Origin of the sequence: Micromonospora sp. NPDC023814, from assembly GCF_040639595.1 — a bacterium.
Lineage (GTDB): Bacteria > Actinomycetota > Actinomycetes > Mycobacteriales > Micromonosporaceae > Micromonospora.
Map to the genome: position 1 here is coordinate 1 of NZ_JBFAAF010000071.1, position 22,843 is coordinate 22,843.

Genomic DNA, 22,843 nt, shown 5'->3' on the forward strand with positions numbered 1-22,843 from the left:
GCCGCGCACGGCCGCAACATCATGCACGCCCTCACCGAACTCGCCACCGGCCGTCCCTGGCTACCCGCAACCGGAACGACCACCTGATCAGTCACTCGACATCCTGCTGGACCGACGATACGTACCGCCGTTCGCGCCGTGCCACCGCTTCCAAGGGGGCTTCAGACCGCAGCGAACAACAAAGTGAACGATCCCACTTTAACGTATATCGCACGGGGGGACTTGCCGCAAGACCCGGGGCTTACCGCAGAATCGTCGGCCGAACCCAAAAATCGAACGGAGAAATGAGGGGCACGATGTGCGTGTGATGACGACCTGTGGGAGGCGCGGTGACGTCGAACCGCTGGTCGCGTTCAGGGTGCGATTGCGGCCGATCGACACGGAGATGTGGTGTGCGCACCACCCGAACGGGCGGAGCGGCCAGCCGACCGTCACAGGGGAAGGCAGGGAGAGATGAGGGCAACCCCAGAAGGTTGGACCGAGCTCGAGACGCGGGTGATCCGCCCGGCCGGTGGAGTGCAGCGGCGGCCGGCTGCCTCGGAGGTATCGCGATGATCGAGCAGTACGTGCTGAGTCTCCAGGAGGTCAACGAGGAGCAGGTCGCGATCGTTGGCGGCAAGGGCGCGCACCTGGGAGCGTTGTCGCGGATCGACGGCATCCGGGTGCCGGCTGGCTTCTGCGTGACGACGGACGCCTTCCGGCGGATCATGGCCGAAGCGCCGTCGATCGACGGCCGGCTCGATCAGCTGTCGCGGCTGAAGCCGGACGACCGGGAGACGATCCGCACGCTCAGTGCGGAGATCCGCCGGACCATCGAAGCGATCGTCCTCCCCGACGATGTGGCGGCAGCCATCACCAGGGCTCTCACCCAGCTGGGCGAGCGAGCCGCCTACGCCGTCCGGTCCAGCGCGACGGCGGAGGACCTGCCGACGGCCTCCTTCGCAGGGCAGCAGGACACGTACCTGAACATCATGGGGCGGGCGGCGATCCTCCAGCACGTCAGCCGGTGCTGGGCCTCGCTGTTCACCGAGCGGGCCGTGACCTACCGTCAGCGCAACGGCATCGACCACCGCGCGGTCCACATGGCCGTTGTCGTACAGAAGATGGTTTTCCCGCAGGTGGCCGGCGTCCTGTTCACGGCCGACCCCGTCACGTCCAACCGGAAGGTCGCCGCCGTGGAGGCCAGCTTCGGCCTCGGCGAGGCTCTGGTCTCCGGGTTGGTGAACGCGGACGCCTACAAGGTGCGCGACGGTAAGATCATCGACAAGGCGATCGCCACCAAGCGGCTTGCCATCCACGCCCTGCCGGCTGGCGGGACGAAGGAACAGCCGGTCGACTCGGAGCGGCAGGAGCAGCCGGCGCTGGCGGATGCACAGGTCCTGCGGCTGGTGCAGCTGGGCCGGCGGATCGAAGCCCACTTCGGCCACCCGCAGGACATCGAATGGTGCCTGGTCGACGATGACTTCCAGATCGTCCAGAGCCGGCCGATCACCACGCTGTTCCCCGTCCCCGAGACCGGCGACGGGGCCAACCACTTCTACGTCTCCGTCGGCCACCAGCAGATGATGACGGACCCCATGAAGCCCCTGGGGCTTTCCGTGTGGCAACTGACGGCCCTCGCGCCGATGCACGACGCCGGTGGTCGACTGTTCGTCGACGTCACCCGGGCTCTGGCGTCGCCGTCGAGCCGCGCCGGCCTCCTGGAGCTCGTGGGAAGATCCGATCCGCTGACCAGGGACGCGCTGGAGACCGTCATCGACCGCGGCGACCTCATCCCGTCACTGCCCGATCAGGGTCCACCAGGGCCGCCCGCTGGCGGCGGCGCCCCCGAACCGGTGGAGACCGATCCGGCCATCGTCACCGACCTGGTCGAACGCAGCCAGGCGTCCATCGCCACCTTGCAGCGCGACATCGCGACGAAATCCGGGCCGGCGCTGTTCGACTTCCTCCTGGCGTCCTTCGAGGAGCACAAGCGGCTCATCGGCGATCCGCGGAGCATGCAGGTGATCATGGCAGGGATGGAAGCCTCATGGTGGCTCAACGAGCAGCTGCAGGCGTGGCTGGGCGAAAAGAATGCTTCCGACACGCTCACGTTGTCCGCGCCCCACAACGTCACGTCGGAGATGGGGCTGGCGCTCCTGGACGTCGCCGACGTCATCCGCCCGTATCCGGAGGTCGTGACCTTCCTGCGGCAGGTCAAGGACGAAGGCTTCCTGGATGAGCTGACCGGGCTCCCGGGCGGCCAGCATGCGCGGGACGCCATCAGGGCCTATCTCGACAGGTACGGCATGCGCTGCGTCGGCGAGATCGACATCACGAGGCCGCGCTGGAGCGAACGCCCCACCACGCTGGTGTCCCTCATCCTCGACAACATCAGGAACTTCGAGCCGGGCGCTCGCAAGCGGCGCTTCGAGCAAGGACGCCAGGAGGCGGAGAAGAAGGAACACGACATCCTGGAACGCTTGCGGGCCCTGCCGGACGGGGAACGGAAAGCCGAAGAAACCAAGCGGATGATCGACCGGGTCCGCACCTTCATCGGGTACCGGGAGTACCCGAAGTACGTCATTGTCAGCCGCTACTTCGTCTACAAGCAGGCCCTGCTCGACGAGGCCGAGCGCCTCGTGCGGGCCAACGTGCTTCGCGAGAGGGAAGACATCTTCTACCTGACGTTCCAGGAGCTTCACGACGTCGTGTGCACGAACCAGGCGGATGATCAGCTCATCCGGCAGCGCAAGGACGCGTTCAGGTCGTACCAAGCGCTCACACCGCCCCGGGTGCTCACGTCGGAAGGGGAAGGTGTCGCCGGGGCGTACCGACGAGACGATGTGCCGCACGACGCGCTGGTCGGCCTCCCGGTTTCCGGTGGAATTGTCGAGGGGCGAGCTCGCGTCATCCTGGACATCTCCGAGGCCGATCTCGCACCAGGCGACATCCTGGTCACCGCCTACACCGACCCGAGCTGGTCGCCCCTGTTCGTCGCGATCGAGGGCTTGGTGACGGAGGCGGGCGGCCTCATGACCCACGGGGCGGTGGTCGCCCGGGAGTACGGCCTGCCCGCCGTCGTCGGCGTGGAGCATGCGACCAGGCTGATCCGGGACGGGCAGCGGATTCGCGTGCACGGAACCGACGGGTACGTCGAGATCCTGCCCTGACTCCCCGGGCGTGGGTATGACGCGGGGCCCCGAGGTCAATCGCGGGCCCCGCGTCAACGCCCGCTCCGGCCGGGGCCCGCCACGAACCCCCGGACCAGCCCGGGCCGCGACTCAATCAGGAGCGTCGTACTCGGGCCGAAGGCTCCGGCCAGCAGCGACACGAGCGGTGCCGGCCGAGGACCACACCCGATGCAGGTCAGTGACGGTGGTCGAGCAGCGCGTCGGCGAGCTTCTCGGGGTCGATCCCGTTGACCGCCCGGAGCTGGTCGAACAGGTCCCGGGGGATGGCGGAGAGCCCGCTGACCGCGCCGGCCATCCCGGTCGCGATCGCGCCGATGGTGTCGGTGTCCCCGCCGAGGTTCGCCGCCAGCACGGCGCAGCGCAACGGGTCCGCGCCCGAGCGGACCAGCAGACCGACCGCGGCGGGCACCGTCTCGGCGGTCACCACGCCGCCACCGACCAGGTCGTAGAGGTCGGCGAGGAAGTCGGCATCGTCCCCGGGCTGCCGCGCCAGGTCGGCGGCCCACCGGGCGCGGCGTACCACCGAGGGGCTGACCACCTGCTCGCCCCGGGTCGCGCCGAGCCGGCCCGCCTCGTACCCGACCTCCAGCGCCTCGGCCAGCCGGGTGGACCTGTCGGCCGAGCCAGGCGCCTCGACAGCGGCGCTGATGGTGCCCGCGACGAGGCTGGCACCGCTGATTGCCACGCTGGTGTGGTGGGACATCAGCGAGGCGGCCACCACTCCGTCGACCAGCGCGTCAAGTCGGTCGCTGCGGTGCAGCAGGCCGACCGGGGCGATCCGCATGGCGGCGCCGTTGGTCTCCCCGCCCTTGCCGGTCTCCGTCGGGTCGGCCCCCTCCCGGAGCCGCCGGATCGCCTGGGCCGAACTGGGACCGAGGAAGTTACCCTCGCTCGCCCCCACCCGGTCGGCCCACTCGACGAGGTGCCGGGCGACCACGGCGGTGTCCACGGTGCCGCCCGCGGCGAGGATCGCCTCGGCCAGCATGTACGTCTGCTGCGTGTCGTCGGTGACCTGGCCGGCGACGAAGCCGTCCACCACGAAGTGGCCGTCCGGGCCGGGGAGGAAACGGTCGATCCAGCCGAAGGTCGACACGACCCGCTGGCGTGGCCACAGCTCGCCGGGCATGCCCATGGCGTCGCCGAGCGCGACCCCGGCCAGGCAGCCCCGTGCCCGATCCGCCGTGGTCACGGTGTCCAGCGTCGCTCGGTCGGTCATGTCGGGTACTCCATTCATCGGTTCTACAGTGGTCACAACGATCCCCACCCCGTCAGCCGGGCCCAGACGACCACGCCGACCACCACGGCGGTCACCACGGCCATGGCGGGATCACGCCAGGTCGGACGCAGGATGGTCAGCGCGGTGGGTTGCCGGGTGATGCCGTAGCCACGGTTGAGCATCGCGGCGGCCAACTCCTCGGACATCCGGATGCCGGTGGAAAAGAGCGGCACCATGATGGTGGTGTAGGCGCGAATCGCCCCGATCATCCCGCCGTCGATCTTTGCGCCCCGGGCCCGCTGGGCGTCCAGTACCTGGTTGGCCCGGTGCTGCATGGTCGGGACGAACCGCAGGGCGGTCATCACGATGAAGACCACCGGAAACGGCAGCCGAGCCATGCGCATCAGGGCGACGAAGTGCTCCACCGGCGTACTGACGATCAGCGCGGCGGTCAGGCACACCATGGTGAGGATGCGCAGGCCCAGGTTGGCGCCGTGGGCCAGGCCGCCGACGGTCAGCGGCAGGCCGTCACCGAACCAGAGGTGCACCAGCACCCGGGCGGAGGAGGACGAGCCGAAGTCGCCGGGGCCCCGACTGAGCGCCGCGAAGACCAGGATCAGGACGACGACCGGGGCCAAGGGCGCCAGTAGCTTGCCCACCTGCCGCCCCGGCACGCCAAGCGCGGGCAGGAGCAGCAGCGAGCCGACGGCCAGCAACGCGTTGGGCAGCGGGTGGGCGAACTGGAAGGTCAACACCACCGCGACCACGAAGACGAGGAGCTTGGTGCGGACGTCCATCCGGTGGAAAAAGCTCGTGCCGGGCCGGTACTCGAGGAACATCAGGCTTCCTCCCACAGTTCGACGAACGCATCCACGGTGGTGACCGGGGGCAGCCCGAGCCGCCGGGCCAGGCGGGTCACCTGGGGCGCGACGAGTTGGGTCCCGGCGAGCAGGTCCTCGTCGGCGAAGAGGTCGGCCACCGGAAGGTCGGCGCGGAGCCGCCCGGCATCGAACACCAGCGCCCGATGTGCGTACTCGGCTACCAGGGGCATGTCGTGAGTGACCATCAGGATGGTCCGGCCGGCCCGGTTCAACTCGCGGACCAGGTCCATGATCGCCCGCGCGCCGCGCCAGTCCTGGCCGGTCGTCGGTTCGTCGACTACGAGGATCCGGGGTTCCAGGGCCAGAACGCTGGCCACCGCCAGCCGCTGCCGCTGCCCCTTACCCAGCCGGAACGGGTGGTGGTCGAGGTGGGCGCGCATGCCCACCATGTCGAGCACCTCGCGTACCTTCTCCTCGATCCGGTCGTCCGCCCAGCCCGCGTTGCGCAGCCCGAACGCGACCTCGTCGCGGACGGTCGGGGCGAAGATCTGGTGGTCCGGATTCTGGAAGACGTACCCGACGTCGGTGGCCAGGTCGCTGACCGAGCGGTCGCCGGTGGGGCGGCCGTACACCCGCAACTGGCCGGCGGTGGGACGGAGCAGCCCGTTGAGGTGCCGGGCGAAGGTTGTCTTCCCGGCGCCGTTACGGCCGAGCAGGGCGACGAACTCGCCCTCCCGGACCCGGACGTCCACGTCGGACAGGGCCTGGACCCCGGAGGGGTAGCGGTGGCCGAGGCCGGTCGCCTCGATCACGACGGCCGCGTCCGCCGCAACCACCGGCTGCGGGGCTCGGGCGCTGGCGCGTGCCCGGGCGGTGACCGGCAGCCGGTCCTGGAACACGGCGACCGCCTCGTCCAGGGTCACCGCCGTCCGGTCGGCGGGCAGCCGGCCGGCCCGCTGCAGCGCGTGGCAGACGGTGGTCACCTGCGGTGGTCGCAGTCCCACCGCCTCGGCCCGCTCCGCGGCGGCGAAGAACTCCGCCGGTGGGCCGTCGTGTACGAGGGCACCGTCGTGCAGGACGATCAGCCGATCGGCCCACTGCGCCACGAGTTCCGGCTCGTGCTCGACCAGGACCACGGTCCGGTCCCGGTCGGCGGCGGCCTGCTCCACCACCGCGAACACCTGGGCCGTACCGGCCGGGTCCAGTTCGCTGGTCGGCTCGTCGAGCACGAGGATCTCCGGAGCCATGGCCAGGATGCCGGCGATGGCCAGCCGCTGCTGCTGCCCACCGGACATCTGCCCGGTGTCCCGGTCGGCCAGCTCGCCGAGGCCCACCGCGTCGAGGGCCCGGCGGGCCCGGTCGAGCACCTCGGTGCGGGGCAGCCCGAGGTTTGCCGGGCCGACCGCCGCGTCGTCCACCGCGAGCCGGCCGGTGATCTGCGACTCCGGGTCCTGCATGACCAGGCCGACGTGCCGGACCAGGTCGACCACGTCGTGTTCGACGGTGTCCAGGCCGACCGCGGTCAGGTACCCGTGCATCTCACCGTCGTGGTGGTGCGGGATGAGCCCGTTGAACATCATCAACAAGGTGGTCTTCCCGGCCCCGGTGGCGCCCATGACGGCGACCCGCTCGCCGCGCCGGATCTGGAAGGAGACGTCGGTGAGCTGGCGCTCGGTGGCCGACCGGTACCGGAAGCCGACGCCGTCGGCTCGCAGCACGGCGTTCGGGTCGCCGGTGCCCCGCGGCTCGCCGCCGGCGGCTCGGGTCAGGCCTCGGGTGGTCATGGTGCCTCCTCGCTCAGGTCGGCGACCACGCTCACCGGCAGCGGATCGGGGAAGGCGGCACGGACCGTGGTCAGGTCGGTCGGGTGGCAGCTCACCAGGACGCAGGCCGACGGGCCGGCGGAGCGGTCGACCGGTACGGAATGGTCGGTCCGCCAGTCGACGGTGAGCCCGGCGCTGGCCGCGAGCTGCGGCACCTCCCAGGCCAGGCCCTTGGAGCCCACCGGGAGCGCGTCGTGGACGACGCCGCTGTCGAGCAGGGCCCGCAGGTCGGCGAGGCCGACCAGGTCGGGGTGGCCGGGGACGACCCGGTCCCGGGGTGCCGAGCGGGGCAGACCCAGGCAGACCACCACGTCCCCCGAGCGGGAGGCCCCGGGGCGCAGCGCCCCGTGGGCCGCCTCGCCGAGGACGGTCACGCCGATGCCGGTGGCGACGGTGGGGACGTTGTCCTCGGTCGTACCGGTGACCCGGTCGGCGTCGAGGCCGACCTCGGCGGCGAGCGCGACGACCGCGGCGATCATCTCCCGGCCCTGCGGGTCGGCCTCCACACAGAGCGTGTTGACCACGAGGGTCGGAGTGGCTCCGGCGCAGAGCACCTCCAGCAACGGCACGCGGGTGGCGAAGTGCGCGGTGGTCGACGCCGGTACGGCCACCGTGTCGTGCGGCTTCGGGCCGATGCCGCCCACCGAGTCGCAGGCGACGACCAGGCAGCTGTCGGTGAGGTCGAGTACGGTGAGGTCCCGGATTCGCCGGACGCCGCGTACCGCGCCGGTCATCTGGTCTCCTCCTCTGCGAGGCCGGCGGAGCGCAGGGCCCGGGTCGCGGCGGCAGCGACCAGGATGTTGATCGCGGACCCGACGGTGAGCGGCAGCACGAGCGCGGCGAAGAGTCCGACGCCGCCGATCGGGATCATGATGGCGGCGCCGCCGACCCCGTTGAGCACGATGCCGACGACGATCGCGAGCCAGATGTTCACCCGGCGGGCCAGCAGGCCGAAGATCGCCACGAAGACGGCCATCTCGGCCGCGACCAGCAGGTGGACGGGGAGGCCGAGCGGGAAACCGGTGGTCAGGGCGGAGAGCAGGTGCCCGAGCGCCCCGACGATGGACCCTTCGAGCGGGCTGAACGCGGCGCCAGCGAGGAAGGCGGGCGCGGAGTCGAGCGCCACCGTGCCGGTCGGGCTGGGCAGCTTGATGAACGCGCCGACGGCGCTGAGCGCGACGAGGATGGCGATGCGGGCGATCCGGCGGGGGGTGAAGAAGCGCGCGGCACCGCGACGGCGTTCGACCCGCCGGGCTTCGGCGTTGCTCCGGCCGGTTTCTTCCTGCGCTCGGAGACCGTCACGAGGTTCATCCGGACCGTGCTTGATGTTTCGCTCGCTGCGCTCGCTCATGGGGGAACCTCCGGTCAGCTTTCGGGGGTGGGGGGTGTGTGAGGAGAACGGGCCGCCTCGAGGTCGAGGTCGGTGCGGATGGTGAACCGATCGGCGCGCAGGACGCTCTTGACGTACTCGACCGGGCGATCGGCGGCGTCGTAGGTGACCCGTTCGACCAGGAAGGCGGGGGCGCCGACCCGCTGGTCGAGGCAGGTCGCCTCGAAGTCGTCGAGGATGGTGGCGGTGAGCTGCTCGTGCCCGCGTACCGGCTGGATGCCGAAGGCGCGCAGCGAGTCGTAGAGCGACCGGTCGTTCAGGTCGACGCCGAGCAGGGGGGCGCACCGGTCGGCGGAGAGCCACACCGTCTCCAGCGACACCGGGCTGCCGTCGAGGGAACGGACCCGGCGCAGCTCGATCACCGTGTCCGGGCCCTCGGCGACCCGGAGGACCTCGCAGAGCCGGGCGGAGGGACGGACGGTGCCCATGGCGAGGACCTTCGAGCGGACTCGGTGCCCGCGCCGGGCCAGCTCGGCGGAGAACCCGTGCAGGAACCGCATGTCGTGCTCGACGCGGGGTTCGGCCACGTACGTGCCGTCGCCCTGCCGCCGGTTGACGAGCCCATCGCGTTCGAGGCGGGTCAGCGCCTCGCGGACCGTGGCCCGGCTCACGCCCAACTGCTCGGCCATGGCCCGTTCTGTGGGCAGCCGGCTGCCCGGGGGGAGGTCGGAGCCGCCGAGCCGCTGCCGCAACGCCTCGTAGACCTGGTAGTACGCGGGTACCGGCCGGGTCTCGTCGACGACGACATCGCTGATGTCGGCGGGCTCGTACATGATCACCTCGAACATTGGGCGGTTATTGGTCCTGAACCGTAGACCAATAACCGCCCAATGACAATGGCCTGGTCAAGCTGCATCTTGTGGGGTGACGGGCTCCCGGACACACCCGACTGGTCCAGGTCGCGGCCCGGAACCAGCCAGCCGTCCCGGACCAGCCGCCCCACCAGCCGGCGCCAACCGCCGACGCCGTCAGCGTGGTAACCGCGCCAGGCTCATCTGCCGAGCGTCGCCTCCTGGGGTGCGACGGCGCCGATGGCATCGATGCGGCCCCACCGCCCTGGTATGTCGAGCAGTTCGATCCGACCGAACCGTTCGGGCAGTGCCGGCGCGACCACCAGATCCTCGCCGTACGGCTCAAGGCCGAGCAGCGTGCGCACCAGCAGCAGGGGGGCCGCGGTGGCCAGGGCCTGCGGGCTGTTCGCCGCCGGATACTGGACGGGGTGCCGGGTCAACTCGCGGTCGTAGCCGCCGAAGGCCTCCGGAAGGCGCCCCTGGAAATGTCGGGACGCGTCGATGATTCCCTCGGCGATGCGCCCGGCCTCCTGGTGGAATCCGTAGCGGCGCAGGCCCCAGGCGATGAAGGAGTTGTCGAACGGCCAGACGGTGCCGACGTGGTAGCCGAGTGGGTTGTACCGCCCCTCTCCATGCGCGAGGGTGCGTACGCCCCAGCCGGAGAAGAGGCGGGGTCCGAGCAGGTGTTCGGCGATCTTCGCGGCTCGGGATTCGTCGACGATGCCGCTCCACAGGAGGTGGCCGATGTTGGAGGAGAGGGCGTCGACCTGGCGGCCGTCGCCGTCGAGGGCGAGCGCGTAGTACTCGCCGTCGTCGATCCAGAAGTCGCGGTTGAAGCGGTCCTTGAGTTCGGCGGCCTCGCTTTCCAGCCGATCGGCGTACGCGGGGTCGTGCCAGAACCGGCGGGCGAGTCGGGCGCCGCGGATTTTGGCGTCGTAGGCGTAGCCCTGCAGTTCGCAGGTCGCCCGGGGCTGGCTCGGCAACCGGCCATCCCGGAACGAGATGGCGTTCGGGGATTCCTTCCAGCACTGGTTCTCCAGCCCGGTCCGCTCGTTGCGGCGCTGGTACCAGACGTAGCCGTCGCCCATGATGTCGCCGTACTCGTCGATCCAGTGCAGCGCCGCGCGCGCCTCGTCCTCGAATTCGCGCACGAGTGTGGCGTCCCCCGTCCACCGCTCGTACTCGTCGAGCAGGATCACGTAGAGCGGGGTGCTGTCGGCAGCACCGAAATACTCCGACTGGGGGCGTTCCTCGAACGCGACCAGCTCGCTGTAGCGGACCTCGCGCGCGATCTTGCCCGGCTCCTCGTCGAGAAAGTCGTCGAGCACGGAGCCCTGGTCGATGCCGAGCATCCGCAGGGTGTGGACGGCCAACTCCGGCGTGAACGGCAACACCTGCAGGCTGGTGAGGATGGCGTCGCGCCCGGTGAGAGTCGCGTTCCACGGCAGCCCCGCCGCCGGCAACGGCTCGGTCGGCAGCGTCAGCGGCGCGAACCGGAGCGCGGCGAGATCGACCAGGCTGCGCTCGTAGGCCCGCTCCACCGGCTTCCAGTCGCAGCCCAACTGCGGAGCCTTGTCGAGCCACTGCCGCAGGTCGTCCTGCAGCCGCGCGGCGTCGCGTCGTTGACGGCCGGGAGAAATGTGCTCTCGGACATCCTGACCGTCGGGGCGCAGCACCAGCCCCTGGACGTGCAGCTTGGTGGTCCACTGCCCGTGGGGTTCGATCCGGATGTGGTAGGTCAGCCCCTGTTCGTCGACCTGCGCCGGCTCAGTCGTGGAGATCACCGTCTCCCGCCGGAACTTCTCCCGCACGTAGCCGAGGTGCAGGCGCCCGTCCTCGACGTGCTGGTAGAGCCGACCCGGTCTTACCCATTCCTGTCCGATCGCGAGCACCGAGACGAAGTCACCGGCCGCGTCCACGCGGATCGTGAAATCAGCCGGTTCCCCGGAATGGTTGAGCACCGTCAACCGCTCCTCGAAGCTGCTGCCGACCACCGACCGCTCCCGGAGCACCGACACCTTGGCGTCCACGTAGTGCGTCGGGGCCCCCGGCACCAGGAAGAACCGCACCTCGAAGTACGACGGGTCGTCCACGGCCAGCGCGCTCACCCGTTCGCCGTCGACGGTCAGCCGCCACCGCGACAGGAAGCGGGTGTCGAACGAGAAGAATCCCAACGGGGCGGTGGGGCCGGCGTCTATGTCGCCACTGCCGTCGCTCAACACGAAGATGTTGCCGTCCAGGACTCTGACGAGGTCGCTCTTCATCCCTGCCTCCGACCGTCACGGGCGGCGATCCGCGGGTGACGCGCGCCGGGCGGAGGCGCGAAAAGCCGCTCCAACAGGAGGACGAACCGGAACTGTCCTTCGGAGGTTATGTCGTTCCGCAGCCACGCCGCGAGCGGTTTGGCCTCGCCGCGCGCCAACCGGTCGAAGAACGCGCTGTCGGCGCGGACGACCGCGTCGGCGTCGCTGTTCTGCTGCGACACCCGAACGGTGCCACCGCGGATCTCCACCAGCCAGTGGTCGACCTCGCGGCCGTGCTCGAGGTCGAAGCGTATGGTGCCGTTCGTCTTCCTCAGCAGGCGTTCGTGGCCGTGACGTTCGAGCGCTTCGAAGAACGTCCTGGTCGCCTCCGACATGGCACCACCTCCCGCAGAATCCGCCGGACCACGGGCAGCATCATTCGGACCGGGGTGGGGCGACCTCACCCGGAACGGATGAACCTGGCGGACGTCCGCGGGCCCGCGCGGTGAATTCACCCGATCCGGGTGAGGCGGCATCACCCCGCTCCACGTCACGCGCTACACAGCTCGGGCACACCGGAGGGGAAAGCCCCATTCCGCCACGGCGCCACTCGACCCGGGTGAGGACCCAGCGGCCACGACACTCCGCAACATCGGCGGACGCCGGAGTCCGGCACTGCCGAATGAGCGCCCGCCGAGCCGGTGGCCCGCAGGAGGCCGAGGTCAGTCGTCGGTGCTGCGGCCACTGGTCGGGGTCAGCTGCCCGCCACCACCGTTACCGGCTGAGGTGACGGTGTCTGCCTCATCCCACAGCTGCAGCAGCAGGCGGTTGACCTCGTCCGGGCGCTGCTGATGCGGTGCATGGTCCGCCCCCGGCACTCGATGCAGGCGGGCGCCGATCCGCCGCGCCACGATGCTGGCGGTGACGATCAGCGCCTCGCCAGTGCTGGACCGGTAGTCTGACTGCGCGGTTTCCCAGGTGCCCGCGAGCACCAGCTTGGGGTAGTCGTGCGGGCGGAGCGCGTCGACAGGCACGTCGGCCTCCCAACACGGGCGCTCCCGCAGGGCGGTCTCCGCGGCCCGCACCGCGAACTCTCGGGGCTCGGGGATCACATGTTCGTCCGGGCCGTACGCCGCGACGAGGTATTCCTCCGCCGACAACGATCGCGAGGCCGCCACGTACCGCCGGTTGTTCTCCAGCGCTGCGGCCACGACCGGGTGGTCGGCCGCGACCGCCAGCGCCGACGGCTCGATCAACGCTAGCGATCGCACCAACTCCGGGCGCCGGAGCGCGGCGAGGAGCGCGACCACGCCGCCGTACGAGTGACCCACGAGGTGACTGGGCCGATCCATCAGCCCGAGGATGTCGTCGGCGTCCACGTCGTAGTCGCTCTGCTCGGTGTCCGGACTGGCGCCGAAGCCACGCCGGTCGACCACCAGAATCCGTCGATGACCGGCGAGTGGCCGCTGGGCCGCGAACGCGGCGAGTCCCCACGTCATGGTGCCGTGGATCAGGATGACCTGGTCGTCGCGTGCTTGGGGCGCGTCCCAAGTGGTGGCATGCAAGGGAAGCATGAATCCGAAGGTATCCGATGGAAGGTCCGCCCCGGCACGTTGACGGAACGGGCAGGTGACGCCGACTGCGCGGGGACGGCGGTCCCCGCGGCAGAGCCGTAAGACGTCTGGCCTGGTGGTAGCACCCATGTCACCACACCTCGCCGGAGTGATCGTCCGGTCCGAAAGGGAGACCTCATAGAGGTTCCAACCGGACGGACTCTGCAACAAGTCGACGACCTACTCGTCGACCTTGACCCGAAGACCGCCCTGTCGGGTCACCAACCCGGTGAACGCTCCTGGTCAGCGCACGAGGCGGAAGACAGGAGACCCACCGCGCCCGTCACCGCGAGGTGGCGGGCGGTCTCGGCTCGGATGCCCTCGGCGGCGAGCACTTCCCGCTGCTCCCCCGTGTAGCCGATGCAGTCGAGAAAGACGACGTCCGCTCCGCCCGCGGTGACCCCCCGTCCGGCGGCCGCCACCTCGTCGAGGCCGGCCGTGTAAGGGTCTACGGCTGCCGCGATGACCGGGCGGCCCAGGCGCCCCTCCCACCGCTGCCGGATGTCCGTCAACTGCTCCGGCACCGGGCACAGGACACCCAACCGCCCCTCACCGACGAGCCGCACCATGAGGTCGTGGGCGAGGTCCTCCGCGTGGAGCACCGGCACCGGCGCCGGGCCGTGCTCGACGCGGCCGGTGCACAGCACGAGGACGGCCCCGCAGTGATCGGCTACGCAACGTCGGAGAGCGCCGTCAAGCGCCGGGGCGATGCTCGTCGCGCCGAGGCGGACGCGCGAACCGTCCCGCAGCCGAGAAACAAGGGTCCGCTCTCCGCCGCGTGGTTCGAGCCGGGCGATGCCTTCCGCGTCGAGGAGGTCCAACGCGCCGTGTTCGACCCAGTCGACGCCGGAGAGGGCATCCTCGACATCGGGGATCAGGTCGACGCGGGGGGCCTGGCCGATCGTGACGAGTCCGAGCGTCGGCCTTACGCCGCGCGCCCCGCCCTCAGCCGGTTCGCGCATCACGCCACCTCCCTCTCGGGCAGGTCGGCAGCCGCGACGCCACGCTCGACGATGCGGCGCCGCACGGCCCGGTCGACGCGCGCGGTGGGGTCGGCGACCGGGATCGCAGCGAGGAGCGCCTTGGTGTAGGGATGCTGAGGCGCCGTGAAGATCTGCTCGACGCTGCCCTGCTCGACGACGCGGCCCTGGCTCATGACGACGATCTCGTCGGCCATCATCTCGACGACGGACAGATCGTGCGAGATGAAGACGTAGGTGAGCCCGAGGTCCCGCTGCAACTGCTTCATGAGGTCGAGCACCTGGGCCTGTACCGACACGTCGAGTGCCGACACGGGCTCGTCGCAGACGACGAGGCTCGGGTTGAGGATGAGGGCCCGGGCGATGCCGATCCGCTGGCGCTGACCCCCCGAGAACTCGTGCGGGAAGCGGTCGATGTCCTCCTCCCGCAGGCCGACCGTCTCGAGGACGTCGACGATGCGGGCGCGGATCGCCGCGTCGTCGAGGTCCGTGTGCAACCGCAGCGGCTCGGCGAGGGCCCGGTGGATCGTCCACCGCGGGTCGAGCGAGGCATACGTGTCCTGGAAGACGATCTGCATCTCGGAGCGGAGGCGGCGCAACTCGTCGTCACTCGCCGCGAGGAGGTCGGCCCCGTTGAAGGTCACCGCCCCCGACGTCGGCTCGTGCAGGCGCAGCAGGGCCCGACCGGTCGTCGACTTGCCCGAACCGGACTCCCCCACGATGGCGAGCGTGCGGCCACGGCGGACCCGGAAGGACACGCCGTCGACGGCTTTGACGGTGTCGGCCGGGCGCAGACGGCGGCGCCGCCCGGTGAAGACCTTCGTCAGGTCGGTGACCTCGAGCAGCACCGGCGCGTCGTCGTCGGGTGCCTCCGTGGGAGCGCCCGCGCCTGGCTCGCCGCGAACCGGCCCCGGGCCGTCCGTGCCTTCCTCGGCGAGCGCCTCGACCGCCTCGATGACGTGCTCGTTGGCGGAGGGGATGAAGCTGAGCAGCCGCTTCGTGTAGTCGGCCTGCGGTGCGGCGAAGAGCTGCTCCGTCGGCGCCGTCTCCTGCAGCTCACCGCCGTACATCACGGCGACCCGCTGGCAGGTCTGGGCGACGACGCCGAGGTCGTGCGTGATGAGCAGGACCGCCGTCCCGTGCTGCTCCTGCAGGTCCATGATGAGGTCGAGGATCTGCAGCTGGGTCGTGACGTCGAGCGCGGTCGTCGGCTCGTCGGCGATGAGCAGCTTCGGCTCGCACGCCATGGCCATGGCGATCATGACTCGCTGGCGCATTCCGCCGGACAGCTCGTGCGGGTACCCGGCGAGGACGCGTGCGGTGTTGCGGATCCCCACCATGTCGAGCAGTTGGCCCGCGCGGTCCGCCGCCTGCCGTCGGCCGAGGCGCATGTGCTGGCGCAACGGCTCGGTGAGCTGGTCGCGGATCGTGAAGACCGGGTTGAGCGCGGTCATCGGCTCCTGGAAGATCGTCGCGATGTCCTTGCCGCGGATGCTGCGCATCTGCCGGTCCGACAGCGCGGCGAGGTCGCGCCCGTCGAAGCGGATGTGCCCGCCGGTGACGCGCGCCTGCCGCGCGGGCAGCAGTCCCGTGATCGACATGGCGGTGACGCTCTTGCCCGAGCCCGACTCGCCGACCAGCCCGACCATCTCGCCGCGCGCGATGGTCAGGTCGAGGTTCCGGACCGGATGGATCGGGCCACGGGACGTGTCGATGCGGATCGAGAGGTTCTCGATCGACAGCAGGGTCTCAGCCATGTCCGTGCTCCTTGTTCCGTTTGCCGCTGGGCGCGGTCCCGCACGCCCGATCAGGAGTGCGCGGGGACCGTTCCGGTCGTCTGCAGGTGGGTGGCCGGGCCGTAGAGGCTCTCGAGGAGCGCCGCCTGGGCCTCGTCGCAAAAGGACACCGCCCCGGCGGTGAAGCCCTTGGCGACCTCGACGGCGAAGCGCGCGGCCAGTGCGATGTCGACCTCGTGGCTCGCGCCGGTCGCGCAGCCGGCGACGGGCGTCACCGTGGTGATGGCGACACCGACGACGGGCGCGGCCGTCGCGACGGCCGGCTGCAGGATCGAGTTGAGGTGGTGCAGGCCGTTGCCGTACGGCGTGATGTCCTGCGTCGACAGCGGAAAGACGACGGCGGGCTCACCCGACACGGTCTCCAGGACGCTGACGAGGTCCGCGCTCGCGGGGAGGATGTAGCCGGCGCGGACCGTCGGGGAGATCGCGATGCCGCGGTGGTTGATGATGCGGTTGCCCTTCGTGGTGTCGATGGACAGGACGGCGTCCATCTCCGAGGTGACCTCGTGCTCGTTCATCGCGGTGATGTCGACGGGCGAGTCCATGAAGGGCACGGGGTCGTGGGGGCGGGTCGGCGCGTCGGGGCAGATGTGCGTCGAGATGACGACGTCGCCGGGCAGGATGTCGCCGCGGGCGTGCATCGCGAGGAGCTTGGCGGCCGTGGCGACGGCGGCGGTGGCCCCGTCGCCGTCGGACACGTAGCCGATGAGCTCCGGCCGGGCGCCGAGACCGCCGAGGCGCCCGACGACACCGAGCGTCGGGGCGTCGCCGCCGGCGGTCTTGCCGCGGCTGCCCGGAACGATGACCTGGATGAAGTCGGTCGAGCCGAGCTCGCCGGCCACCGTCTCGACGGTGATCGAGCAGGCGTCGTCGCCGAGGGTGCGCAGGTGATCGGCGACGAGTTTCCCGGAGGCGTCGGGACGGTCGAGGAGGTCGAGGGCCGTGAGGACGTGGGACAGCACGATCATTCGCTTTCGACAGCGGTCTCGGCGACGCCGAGGTACCGGAGGGTGGTCAGGGCGTAGGTCTTCGCGGCGAGGACGACGTCGGCGACGGGCGCCCGCTCGTCGAAGCCGTGGATGGTGGCCAGCTCCGCCGGCCCGTACTGGAGCACGGGGATGCCGTGGCTGCGGAAGGTGCGGGCGTCGGAGGACGCCCACTGGAGCACGCCCTCCGCGGTGGGGTCCCCGGTCAGTTCACGGAGGGCCGCGACGAGTTCGGCGACGATGGGGTCGCTCGGCAGCGTCCAGTTCGGCTCGCTGCGGAAGCCGGTCGGCTCGATCGTCGCCTCGATACCCGCCTCGGCGAGCAGCTCGTCGACCCGGGCGAGAACCTCGGCGCGCGACAACCCGATCGGCACGCGGGTGTCGACGTCGACGACACACCGGTCCGCGACGACGTTGGAGGAGGTGCCACCGTGGATCGTGCCGATGTTGACGGTGACGTGCTCGAAGACGGCACCGATGCCGGGACCGTAGCCCTCGCGCTCCTCGGCGAACGTCTTCGACCGCTCGATGAGGTCGCGCACGTCCTCGGGTGCCGACGGCTTCATGTCCCAGAGCTGCTGCAGGGCGATGACGGCCCTGGCCGCGAGCAGGTTCGCGCTGACGCCGTGCAGCGGCTGGAGGCTGCCGTGCCCCGGCTTGCCGTCGATCGTCATCCGGAACCAGTTGCTGCCCTTCTGGCCGATCGTCGGGTGCGTGCGTTCGGCGGGCTCGGCGATGATCGCGCCGGTCGCGCCGTCGAGGACCCCCTGGTCGAGAAGCCAGTCCGCCCCGCGCGAGCCGCCCTGCTCCTCGTCGGGGACCGCCGCGAGCGACAGTTTCCCGGCGAGCGGGACACCGAGGCGGTGCAGGACGACGAGCGTGTGGATGACGCCGGCGAGGCCGGCCTTCATGTCGCTCGCCCCGCGACCGCGGAGGTAGCCGTCGACGATGTCCCCCGCGAAGGGGGGAAACGTCCAACGGTTCAGGTCACCGACGGGAACGACGTCGGTGTGACCGGCGAGCACCAGGTGGCGCGCCGTCGTGGGATCGTCGTCCACCGCGGCGTTGCTCGCGGCACGGTGGACGACGATGCTGAGGCGACCATCGCCGGCGTCGTGGACCTCGGGGTCGAGGCCCTGGGCGCGCAGATGGTCGGCGATGAAGTTGCCGACGTCCGTGCAGTCCCCCGGAGGGTTCTCGCTCGGGATCCGGATGAGGTCTCCGGCGAGCGTCAGCAGTTCGTCCTGGGTGCGCTCGATCTCGTCGAGGACCCGGGTCTCCCAGTCGGGGGATGTCGTGGTCACGTCAGGCTCCAGGTGTCGTGTTCGCCTGTGGGGAGTGGGATTCGCGATGGTGTGGAAGAGGCGGCCGCCGGGCGCGTCGGCCCGGCGGCACGCCTCTCCCGGCGTCAGCCCTTGTTGCTCAGCTGGAAGAAACGGATGATCCCGTCGGGGTACGAGGTGTACCCCTGCACGCCCTCGCGCTGCGCGACGACGATGTTGTACTCGTAGAGGTACGCCCACGGCGCCTGGGTGTTGATGATCTCCTGCGCCTTGCCGTACAGATCGTTTCGGACCTTCTGGTCCGGCTCGGTCGCGGCCTGCTTCCAGAGGTTGTCGACCTCGGTGTTGTGGAAGTTGGCGTAGTTGCTCGTGCCGTCGCTGGTCAGCAGGAGGCCGAGGTGGTAGCCCGGGTCGTTGACGAAGGAGGTCCAGCGGGTGATGTAGCTCTGCACCTTCTTGGTCGCGAGCGCCTCGAGGAACTGCGGACGCGCCATGTTGTTGATGTTCATCGTCACGCCGATCTTCGCCAGCTCGGCCTGGATGAGCACGGCGGCGTCGGACCAGTCCTGGAAGCCGCTGCCGAGGGTGAAGTCGAAGCTGAACCCGTTGGGGTAGCCGGCCTCCGCCAGCAGCGCCTTGGCCTTGTCGAGGTCGTACGAGTAGACGTTGCCGGCGTCGCTGAAGCCCGGGGTCGAGCTGGCCACCGACGAGCGCATCGGCGACGCCTGGCCCTTCATGACGTCGTTGACGAGCTTGTCGTACGGGATCGCGTACGAGACGGCCTGCCGGACCTTCGGGTTGTCGAACGGCTTGATGGCGTTGTTCATCCCGAAGAAGAGGACCTTGTTGCTGGCCCGGGAGTCGATGGTGACGCCGGACTGCTTCGACAGGGCGTCGACGTCCTTCGCCGGCACCTCGAGCGCGATGTCGACCTCGCCCTTGCTGAGCAGTTGGACGCGGTTGCTCGCCTCGGCGATGAACTTCGTGTTGATCTTGCTCAGGGCCGGCTTCTCGCCCCAGTACGTGTCCTTACGCTCGAGCACGGCCTCCGTCGCCGGGTCCCACTTCGTCAGCCGGTAGGGGCCGGAACCCGCGGTGTTCGTGTCGAGCCACTTGCTGCCGCCTTCGGCGTTGACCTTGTCGATGTTGATGATCGAGAACGAGTACATCGGCAGGATCTGGAGGAAGAGGTGGTTCGGCGCGGTGAGGTCGATCTTCACCGTCTGCGGGTCGACCGCGGTCACGGTGTCGATGCCGGCCATACCGTAGAGGAAGCTCGCCGAACTCGACTTCTTGATGAAGTCGAACGTCTTGACGACGTCGTCGGAGTCGAGAGCCGAGCCGTCCTCGAACTTCACGCCCTGCCGCATGGTGAAGGTGTAGCTCTTCGAGTCGGCACTCACCTTCCACGACTCCGCCAGCATCGGCACGATCGTGTCCGTCTTGGCGGTCGGCTTGCCGTCCACCGTCGTGCGGTCGTACGTGACCAGCTGGTCGTAGGCCGCCACGACGAACGTGTCGGACGTGACGTCGTTGGCCTCGGCGGGGTTGAGGGTCTTGCCGCCCTCCGAGTAGGCAACGACGAGGGTCTCCTTGCCGGCCCCATCGGCCTGCGAGGAGCCGCCCTGGTTGGCGTTGGCTCCACAGCCGGCGGCGAGGAAGGTGGCGGCGACCGCGGCGGCCAGGGTGGCGCTGCGCTTCACGCTGTTCTCCTTCAGGTCAGAGTGGGGGGGGGATGGGTGGGGGGATGGGTGGGCGGAGGGGCTGACGTCCGTGGCAGGTCCGCACCGGGTCATCGGCTCGTCCGCAGGCGCGGGTCGAGGACGTCACGAAGGCCGTCGCCGACGAGGTTGAAGCCGAGAATCGAGGTGGCGATGGCGATACCGGGGAAGAGGGTCATCCACCACTCGCCGCTGATGATGTAGCCACGGCCGTCCGAGATCATGACGCCCCATTCCGGCGTCGGCGGCTGCGCGCCGAGGCCGATGAAGCTGAGCGAGGCGGCCGTGAGGATCGCGTAGCCCATGCCGAGGGTCGCTCGGACGAGGATCGGGGCGACGGTGTTCGGGACGATGTGGCGGATGAGGATCGTCCGGTCCCGCAGGCCGATGGCGCGTCCCGCCTCGACGAAGTCACGCTCCCGCAGCGAGCGGGTCTGGCTGTAGACGATGCGGGCGAACTCGGGGATGCCGACGACGCCCACGGCGACCATCGCGCTCGCCAGGCCGGGGCCGAGGGCGGCGGCGATCGCCATGGCCAGCACGAGCGACGGGAAGGCGAGGAGCACGTCCATCACCCGCATGAGCACCGCGCTCACCGCGCCGCCGACGAAGCCGGAGATGGCGCCGATCGGGACACCGATCAGGAGCGAGATCCCGACGGCGATGAGCCCGGTCCAGAGCGAGATCCGCCCGCCGGCGAGGACCCGGGCGAGGATGTCGCGGCCGAAGTTGTCCGTGCCGAAGAGGTGTGCGCTGGAGGGCGGTTCGAGGAGCCCTCCGGCGCCGGTCTCGGTGGGCGAGTACGGCAGCAGGTCGGACACGAGAGCGCCGATGGTCCAGATCGCGATGAAGACGAGACCGACCATCGCCAGGCGGTTGCGGAGCAGGAGGCGCCAGGCGGTCGTGGGCTTGGCGGTCGCCCGCTCGGGCGACGCGACCCGCTGGCCCCGCGCGGTCGCGGACACGGTGGTGTCAGGCATTCTCGATCCTCGGGTCCAGGCGGGCGTTGAACAGATCGACGCAGAGGTTGACCGTCAGATAGATGACCGCGGCGAGCAGGGTGAAGGCCTGGACCGGCGCATAGTCGGTGGCGAGCACGGACTGCACGACATAGGCGCCGATGCCTGGCCAGCTGAAGACCGTCTCGGTGATGACCGCGCCACCGAGGAGCTGGCCGAACTGGAGGCCGACGACGGTCACGATGACCGGGGCGGCGTTCTTCAACGCGTGCTTGAGGATGACCTTGGCCGGCGGCAGGCCCTTGGAGCGAGCGGTGCGCACGTAGTCCTGGTTGATCACCTCGAGCATCTCGGAGCGCGTCATCCGGGCGATGATCGCCGTGCTCCCGGTGGCGAGGCACAGGGCCGGCCAGATGATGTGGGCCAGCGACGACTTGAGCGCGACCAGGTCACCGGTCAGGAGCGAGTCGAGGACGTAGAGCCCCGTGATCGAGGTCGGTGGGTTCACGTCCTGGGCGATGCGGCCCAGCGGAGCCGGCTCCCACCCGAGCTTGTTGTAGAAGACGAAGATCACGATGAGGGCGAGCCAGAAGAGTGGCATCGACGCCCCGACCAGCGAGAAGATGCGGCTGGCGTGGTCGATGGGCCGGTCGCGACGCGTCGCGCTGATGACACCGATCGGGACCCCCACGAGCAGCGAGATGAGGATCGCCACGATGGCGAGCTCGACCGTCGCCGGCAGCCGCGAGGCGAAGTCCGTGAGGACGGGCTGCCCGGTGTGCCAGGCGAACCCGAAGTCGCCGGCGAAGAGGCCGCGCACGTAGGAGACGAACTGGGCGACCAGCGGCTGGTCGAGGCCCATCTCGGCACGGATCTTCTCGACGGTCGCCGGGTCGGCCTGCTCCCCGGCGAGAGTCCGGGCCGGGTCACCGGGCAGGACGCGCGTGAGAAGGAAGATGCAGAGCACGACGCCGAGAAGCGCCGGGATCATCGCGAGGACTCGTCGCACCACGTGGTTCACGGCCACCTCCAATCTGCGCTTTGTTGGGTCTGACCTGGTCTCGGCGCCACCCAGGATTCGTCCGCCCGGCGCCGATGCGCAATACCTTCTCTGTATGTGAGAGAGCGTCTCGAACTGGCTCGGGGTGCGGTAGGTTCACACCCGTCCCACCCATCCCGGAGGACCCATGTCAGACAACGGCGCCCGCCCCCGCTCGCCGCTCCAGACCGTGGACCGCGCCCTGGAGGTCCTTCTGTCGTTCACCGAACGGCGTCGCGACTGGGGCGTCCTGGAGCTTGCCGAAGCCTTCGCCATCGACAAGTCGACCGCGCAGCGGCTCCTTGCCGCCCTCGCCGCGCGCGGCTTCCTCAACGCCGATCCGGTGACCCGCCGCTACAGCCTCGGACCGACGATGTGGCGGATGGCCGCCGTCTGGGAGCGCACGGGAGGGCTGGCCGCCCTGGCCCAGCGGGTGCTCGAGCCGCTCGCCTTCCAGACCGATCGCACCGCCATCTTCGCCGTCCCGGACGGGCTCCACGTCCGCTGCGTCGCCGCCGTCAACGGCGGTGAACCGCTGCGCAGTCATCCGCTCGTCGGCGAGCTGTACCCGGCCAACGCGGGAGCCACCTCCCGCGCCTACTTCGCCTTCCTCGACAGCAACGAACGACGCGCCCTCATCTCCGGTCGCGTCTTCGCCACGTTCACGGAGCTGACGAAGGTCGACGAGCACCAGCTCGAACGGCTCTTCGTCGAGACCGTCGCGCAGGGCTACGCCTACTCAGAGGGCGAATACGACTACGCCACCAGGGCACTCGCCGTTCCCATCATGCTCAGAGGGCGGCCCGTCGGCTCGCTCAGCCTCGGCGAGAGCAAGCATCCGGCGCGTCCCGACGACATCCGGGACCACCTGCCCGCGCTACGGACCGCCGCGGAGCAACTGTGCGCCCTGCTCGACAACCGGGCGAACTCGGCCGCCGTAGCCCGGCAGACCAAGACCGTCCGAGCCCACTGAACACCGCGCCGACGAGCCAGACCGGCCGCATCGAGG

Annotated in this window: 18 protein-coding genes; 2 read left to right on the forward strand and 16 right to left on the reverse strand. The window is 70.2% G+C overall.

Annotation, left to right across the window (positions count from 1 at the left end):
- Positions 1–551 precede the first annotated feature (551 nt).
- Positions 552–3,152: a rifamycin-inactivating phosphotransferase gene (rph, locus tag AB0G14_RS28285; protein ID WP_357702508.1), complete on the forward strand. Its 2,601-nt coding sequence runs from the start codon at positions 552–554 to the stop codon at positions 3,150–3,152.
- Positions 3,153–3,348: 196 nt separating this feature from the next.
- Here rph and AB0G14_RS28290 read toward each other — a convergent pair whose 3' ends face one another.
- The 16 genes from AB0G14_RS28290 to AB0G14_RS28365 all read right to left on the reverse strand — a co-directional run bounded on the left by AB0G14_RS28290 (position 3,349) and on the right by AB0G14_RS28365 (position 21,816).
- Positions 3,349–4,389: an ADP-ribosylglycohydrolase family protein gene (locus tag AB0G14_RS28290; protein WP_357702510.1), complete on the reverse strand. Its 1,041-nt coding sequence runs from the start codon at positions 4,387–4,389 to the stop codon at positions 3,349–3,351.
- Between the two features lie 32 nt (positions 4,390–4,421).
- Positions 4,422–5,228 (reverse strand): energy-coupling factor transporter transmembrane component T, encoded by an 807-nt coding sequence (locus AB0G14_RS28295; protein ID WP_357702512.1) that lies wholly within the window; start codon positions 5,226–5,228, stop codon positions 4,422–4,424.
- The gene (locus AB0G14_RS28300; protein WP_357702514.1) at positions 5,228–6,994 is read right to left on the reverse strand and encodes an energy-coupling factor transporter ATPase; all 1,767 of its coding nucleotides are present in this window, start codon (positions 6,992–6,994) and stop codon (positions 5,228–5,230) included. The genes AB0G14_RS28295 and AB0G14_RS28300 overlap by 1 nt, the downstream gene beginning before the upstream one ends.
- The gene (locus AB0G14_RS28305; protein ID WP_357702516.1) at positions 6,991–7,767 is read right to left on the reverse strand and encodes a hypothetical protein; all 777 of its coding nucleotides are present in this window, start codon (positions 7,765–7,767) and stop codon (positions 6,991–6,993) included. The genes AB0G14_RS28300 and AB0G14_RS28305 overlap by 4 nt, the downstream gene beginning before the upstream one ends.
- Positions 7,764–8,384, reverse strand: a complete 621-nt coding sequence (locus AB0G14_RS28310; protein ID WP_357702518.1) for an ECF transporter S component — start codon at positions 8,382–8,384, stop codon at positions 7,764–7,766. Before AB0G14_RS28310 ends, AB0G14_RS28305 begins: the two co-directional genes overlap by 4 nt.
- A gap of 14 nt (positions 8,385–8,398) precedes the next feature.
- Positions 8,399–9,211, reverse strand: coding sequence for a GntR family transcriptional regulator (locus tag AB0G14_RS28315; RefSeq protein ID WP_357702520.1), 813 nt, complete (start codon positions 9,209–9,211; stop codon positions 8,399–8,401).
- A 203-nt stretch (positions 9,212–9,414) separates the two neighbouring features.
- Positions 9,415–11,478 carry a glycogen debranching N-terminal domain-containing protein gene (locus AB0G14_RS28320; RefSeq protein ID WP_357702522.1) on the reverse strand — a complete coding sequence of 688 codons (2,064 nt, stop codon included), beginning with the start codon at positions 11,476–11,478 and terminating at the stop codon, positions 9,415–9,417.
- Positions 11,475–11,852 (reverse strand): SCP2 sterol-binding domain-containing protein, encoded by a 378-nt coding sequence (locus tag AB0G14_RS28325; RefSeq protein WP_357702524.1) that lies wholly within the window; start codon positions 11,850–11,852, stop codon positions 11,475–11,477. Before AB0G14_RS28325 ends, AB0G14_RS28320 begins: the two co-directional genes overlap by 4 nt.
- Positions 11,853–12,179: 327 nt before the next feature.
- Positions 12,180–13,031, reverse strand: a complete 852-nt coding sequence (locus AB0G14_RS28330; protein WP_357702526.1) for an alpha/beta hydrolase — start codon at positions 13,029–13,031, stop codon at positions 12,180–12,182.
- Positions 13,032–13,288: 257 nt separating this feature from the next.
- Entirely contained in the window at positions 13,289–14,032 is a 744-nt protein-coding gene (locus tag AB0G14_RS28335; RefSeq protein ID WP_357702568.1) for an AroM family protein, read from the reverse strand.
- Positions 14,032–15,807: an ABC transporter ATP-binding protein gene (locus AB0G14_RS28340; RefSeq protein ID WP_357702528.1), complete on the reverse strand. Its 1,776-nt coding sequence runs from the start codon at positions 15,805–15,807 to the stop codon at positions 14,032–14,034. The genes AB0G14_RS28335 and AB0G14_RS28340 overlap by 1 nt, the downstream gene beginning before the upstream one ends.
- A gap of 50 nt (positions 15,808–15,857) precedes the next feature.
- Positions 15,858–16,814, reverse strand: a complete 957-nt coding sequence (locus AB0G14_RS28345) for a DUF1177 domain-containing protein (RefSeq protein ID WP_357702530.1) — start codon at positions 16,812–16,814, stop codon at positions 15,858–15,860.
- The gene (locus AB0G14_RS28350) at positions 16,811–18,136 is read right to left on the reverse strand and encodes a M20 family metallopeptidase (protein ID WP_357702532.1); all 1,326 of its coding nucleotides are present in this window, start codon (positions 18,134–18,136) and stop codon (positions 16,811–16,813) included. The genes AB0G14_RS28345 and AB0G14_RS28350 overlap by 4 nt, the downstream gene beginning before the upstream one ends.
- 104 nt (positions 18,137–18,240) lie before the next feature.
- The gene (locus AB0G14_RS28355; protein WP_357702534.1) at positions 18,241–19,818 is read right to left on the reverse strand and encodes an ABC transporter substrate-binding protein; all 1,578 of its coding nucleotides are present in this window, start codon (positions 19,816–19,818) and stop codon (positions 18,241–18,243) included.
- A gap of 89 nt (positions 19,819–19,907) precedes the next feature.
- Positions 19,908–20,702 (reverse strand): ABC transporter permease, encoded by a 795-nt coding sequence (locus AB0G14_RS28360; protein ID WP_357702570.1) that lies wholly within the window; start codon positions 20,700–20,702, stop codon positions 19,908–19,910.
- Between the two features lie 106 nt (positions 20,703–20,808).
- The gene (locus AB0G14_RS28365; protein WP_357702536.1) at positions 20,809–21,816 is read right to left on the reverse strand and encodes an ABC transporter permease; all 1,008 of its coding nucleotides are present in this window, start codon (positions 21,814–21,816) and stop codon (positions 20,809–20,811) included.
- 166 nt (positions 21,817–21,982) lie between these two features.
- Here AB0G14_RS28365 and AB0G14_RS28370 point away from each other — a divergent pair, with 166 nt between their 5' ends.
- Positions 21,983–22,807, forward strand: a complete 825-nt coding sequence (locus tag AB0G14_RS28370; protein WP_357702538.1) for an IclR family transcriptional regulator — start codon at positions 21,983–21,985, stop codon at positions 22,805–22,807.
- The last annotated feature ends 36 nt before the right edge of the window (positions 22,808–22,843 follow it).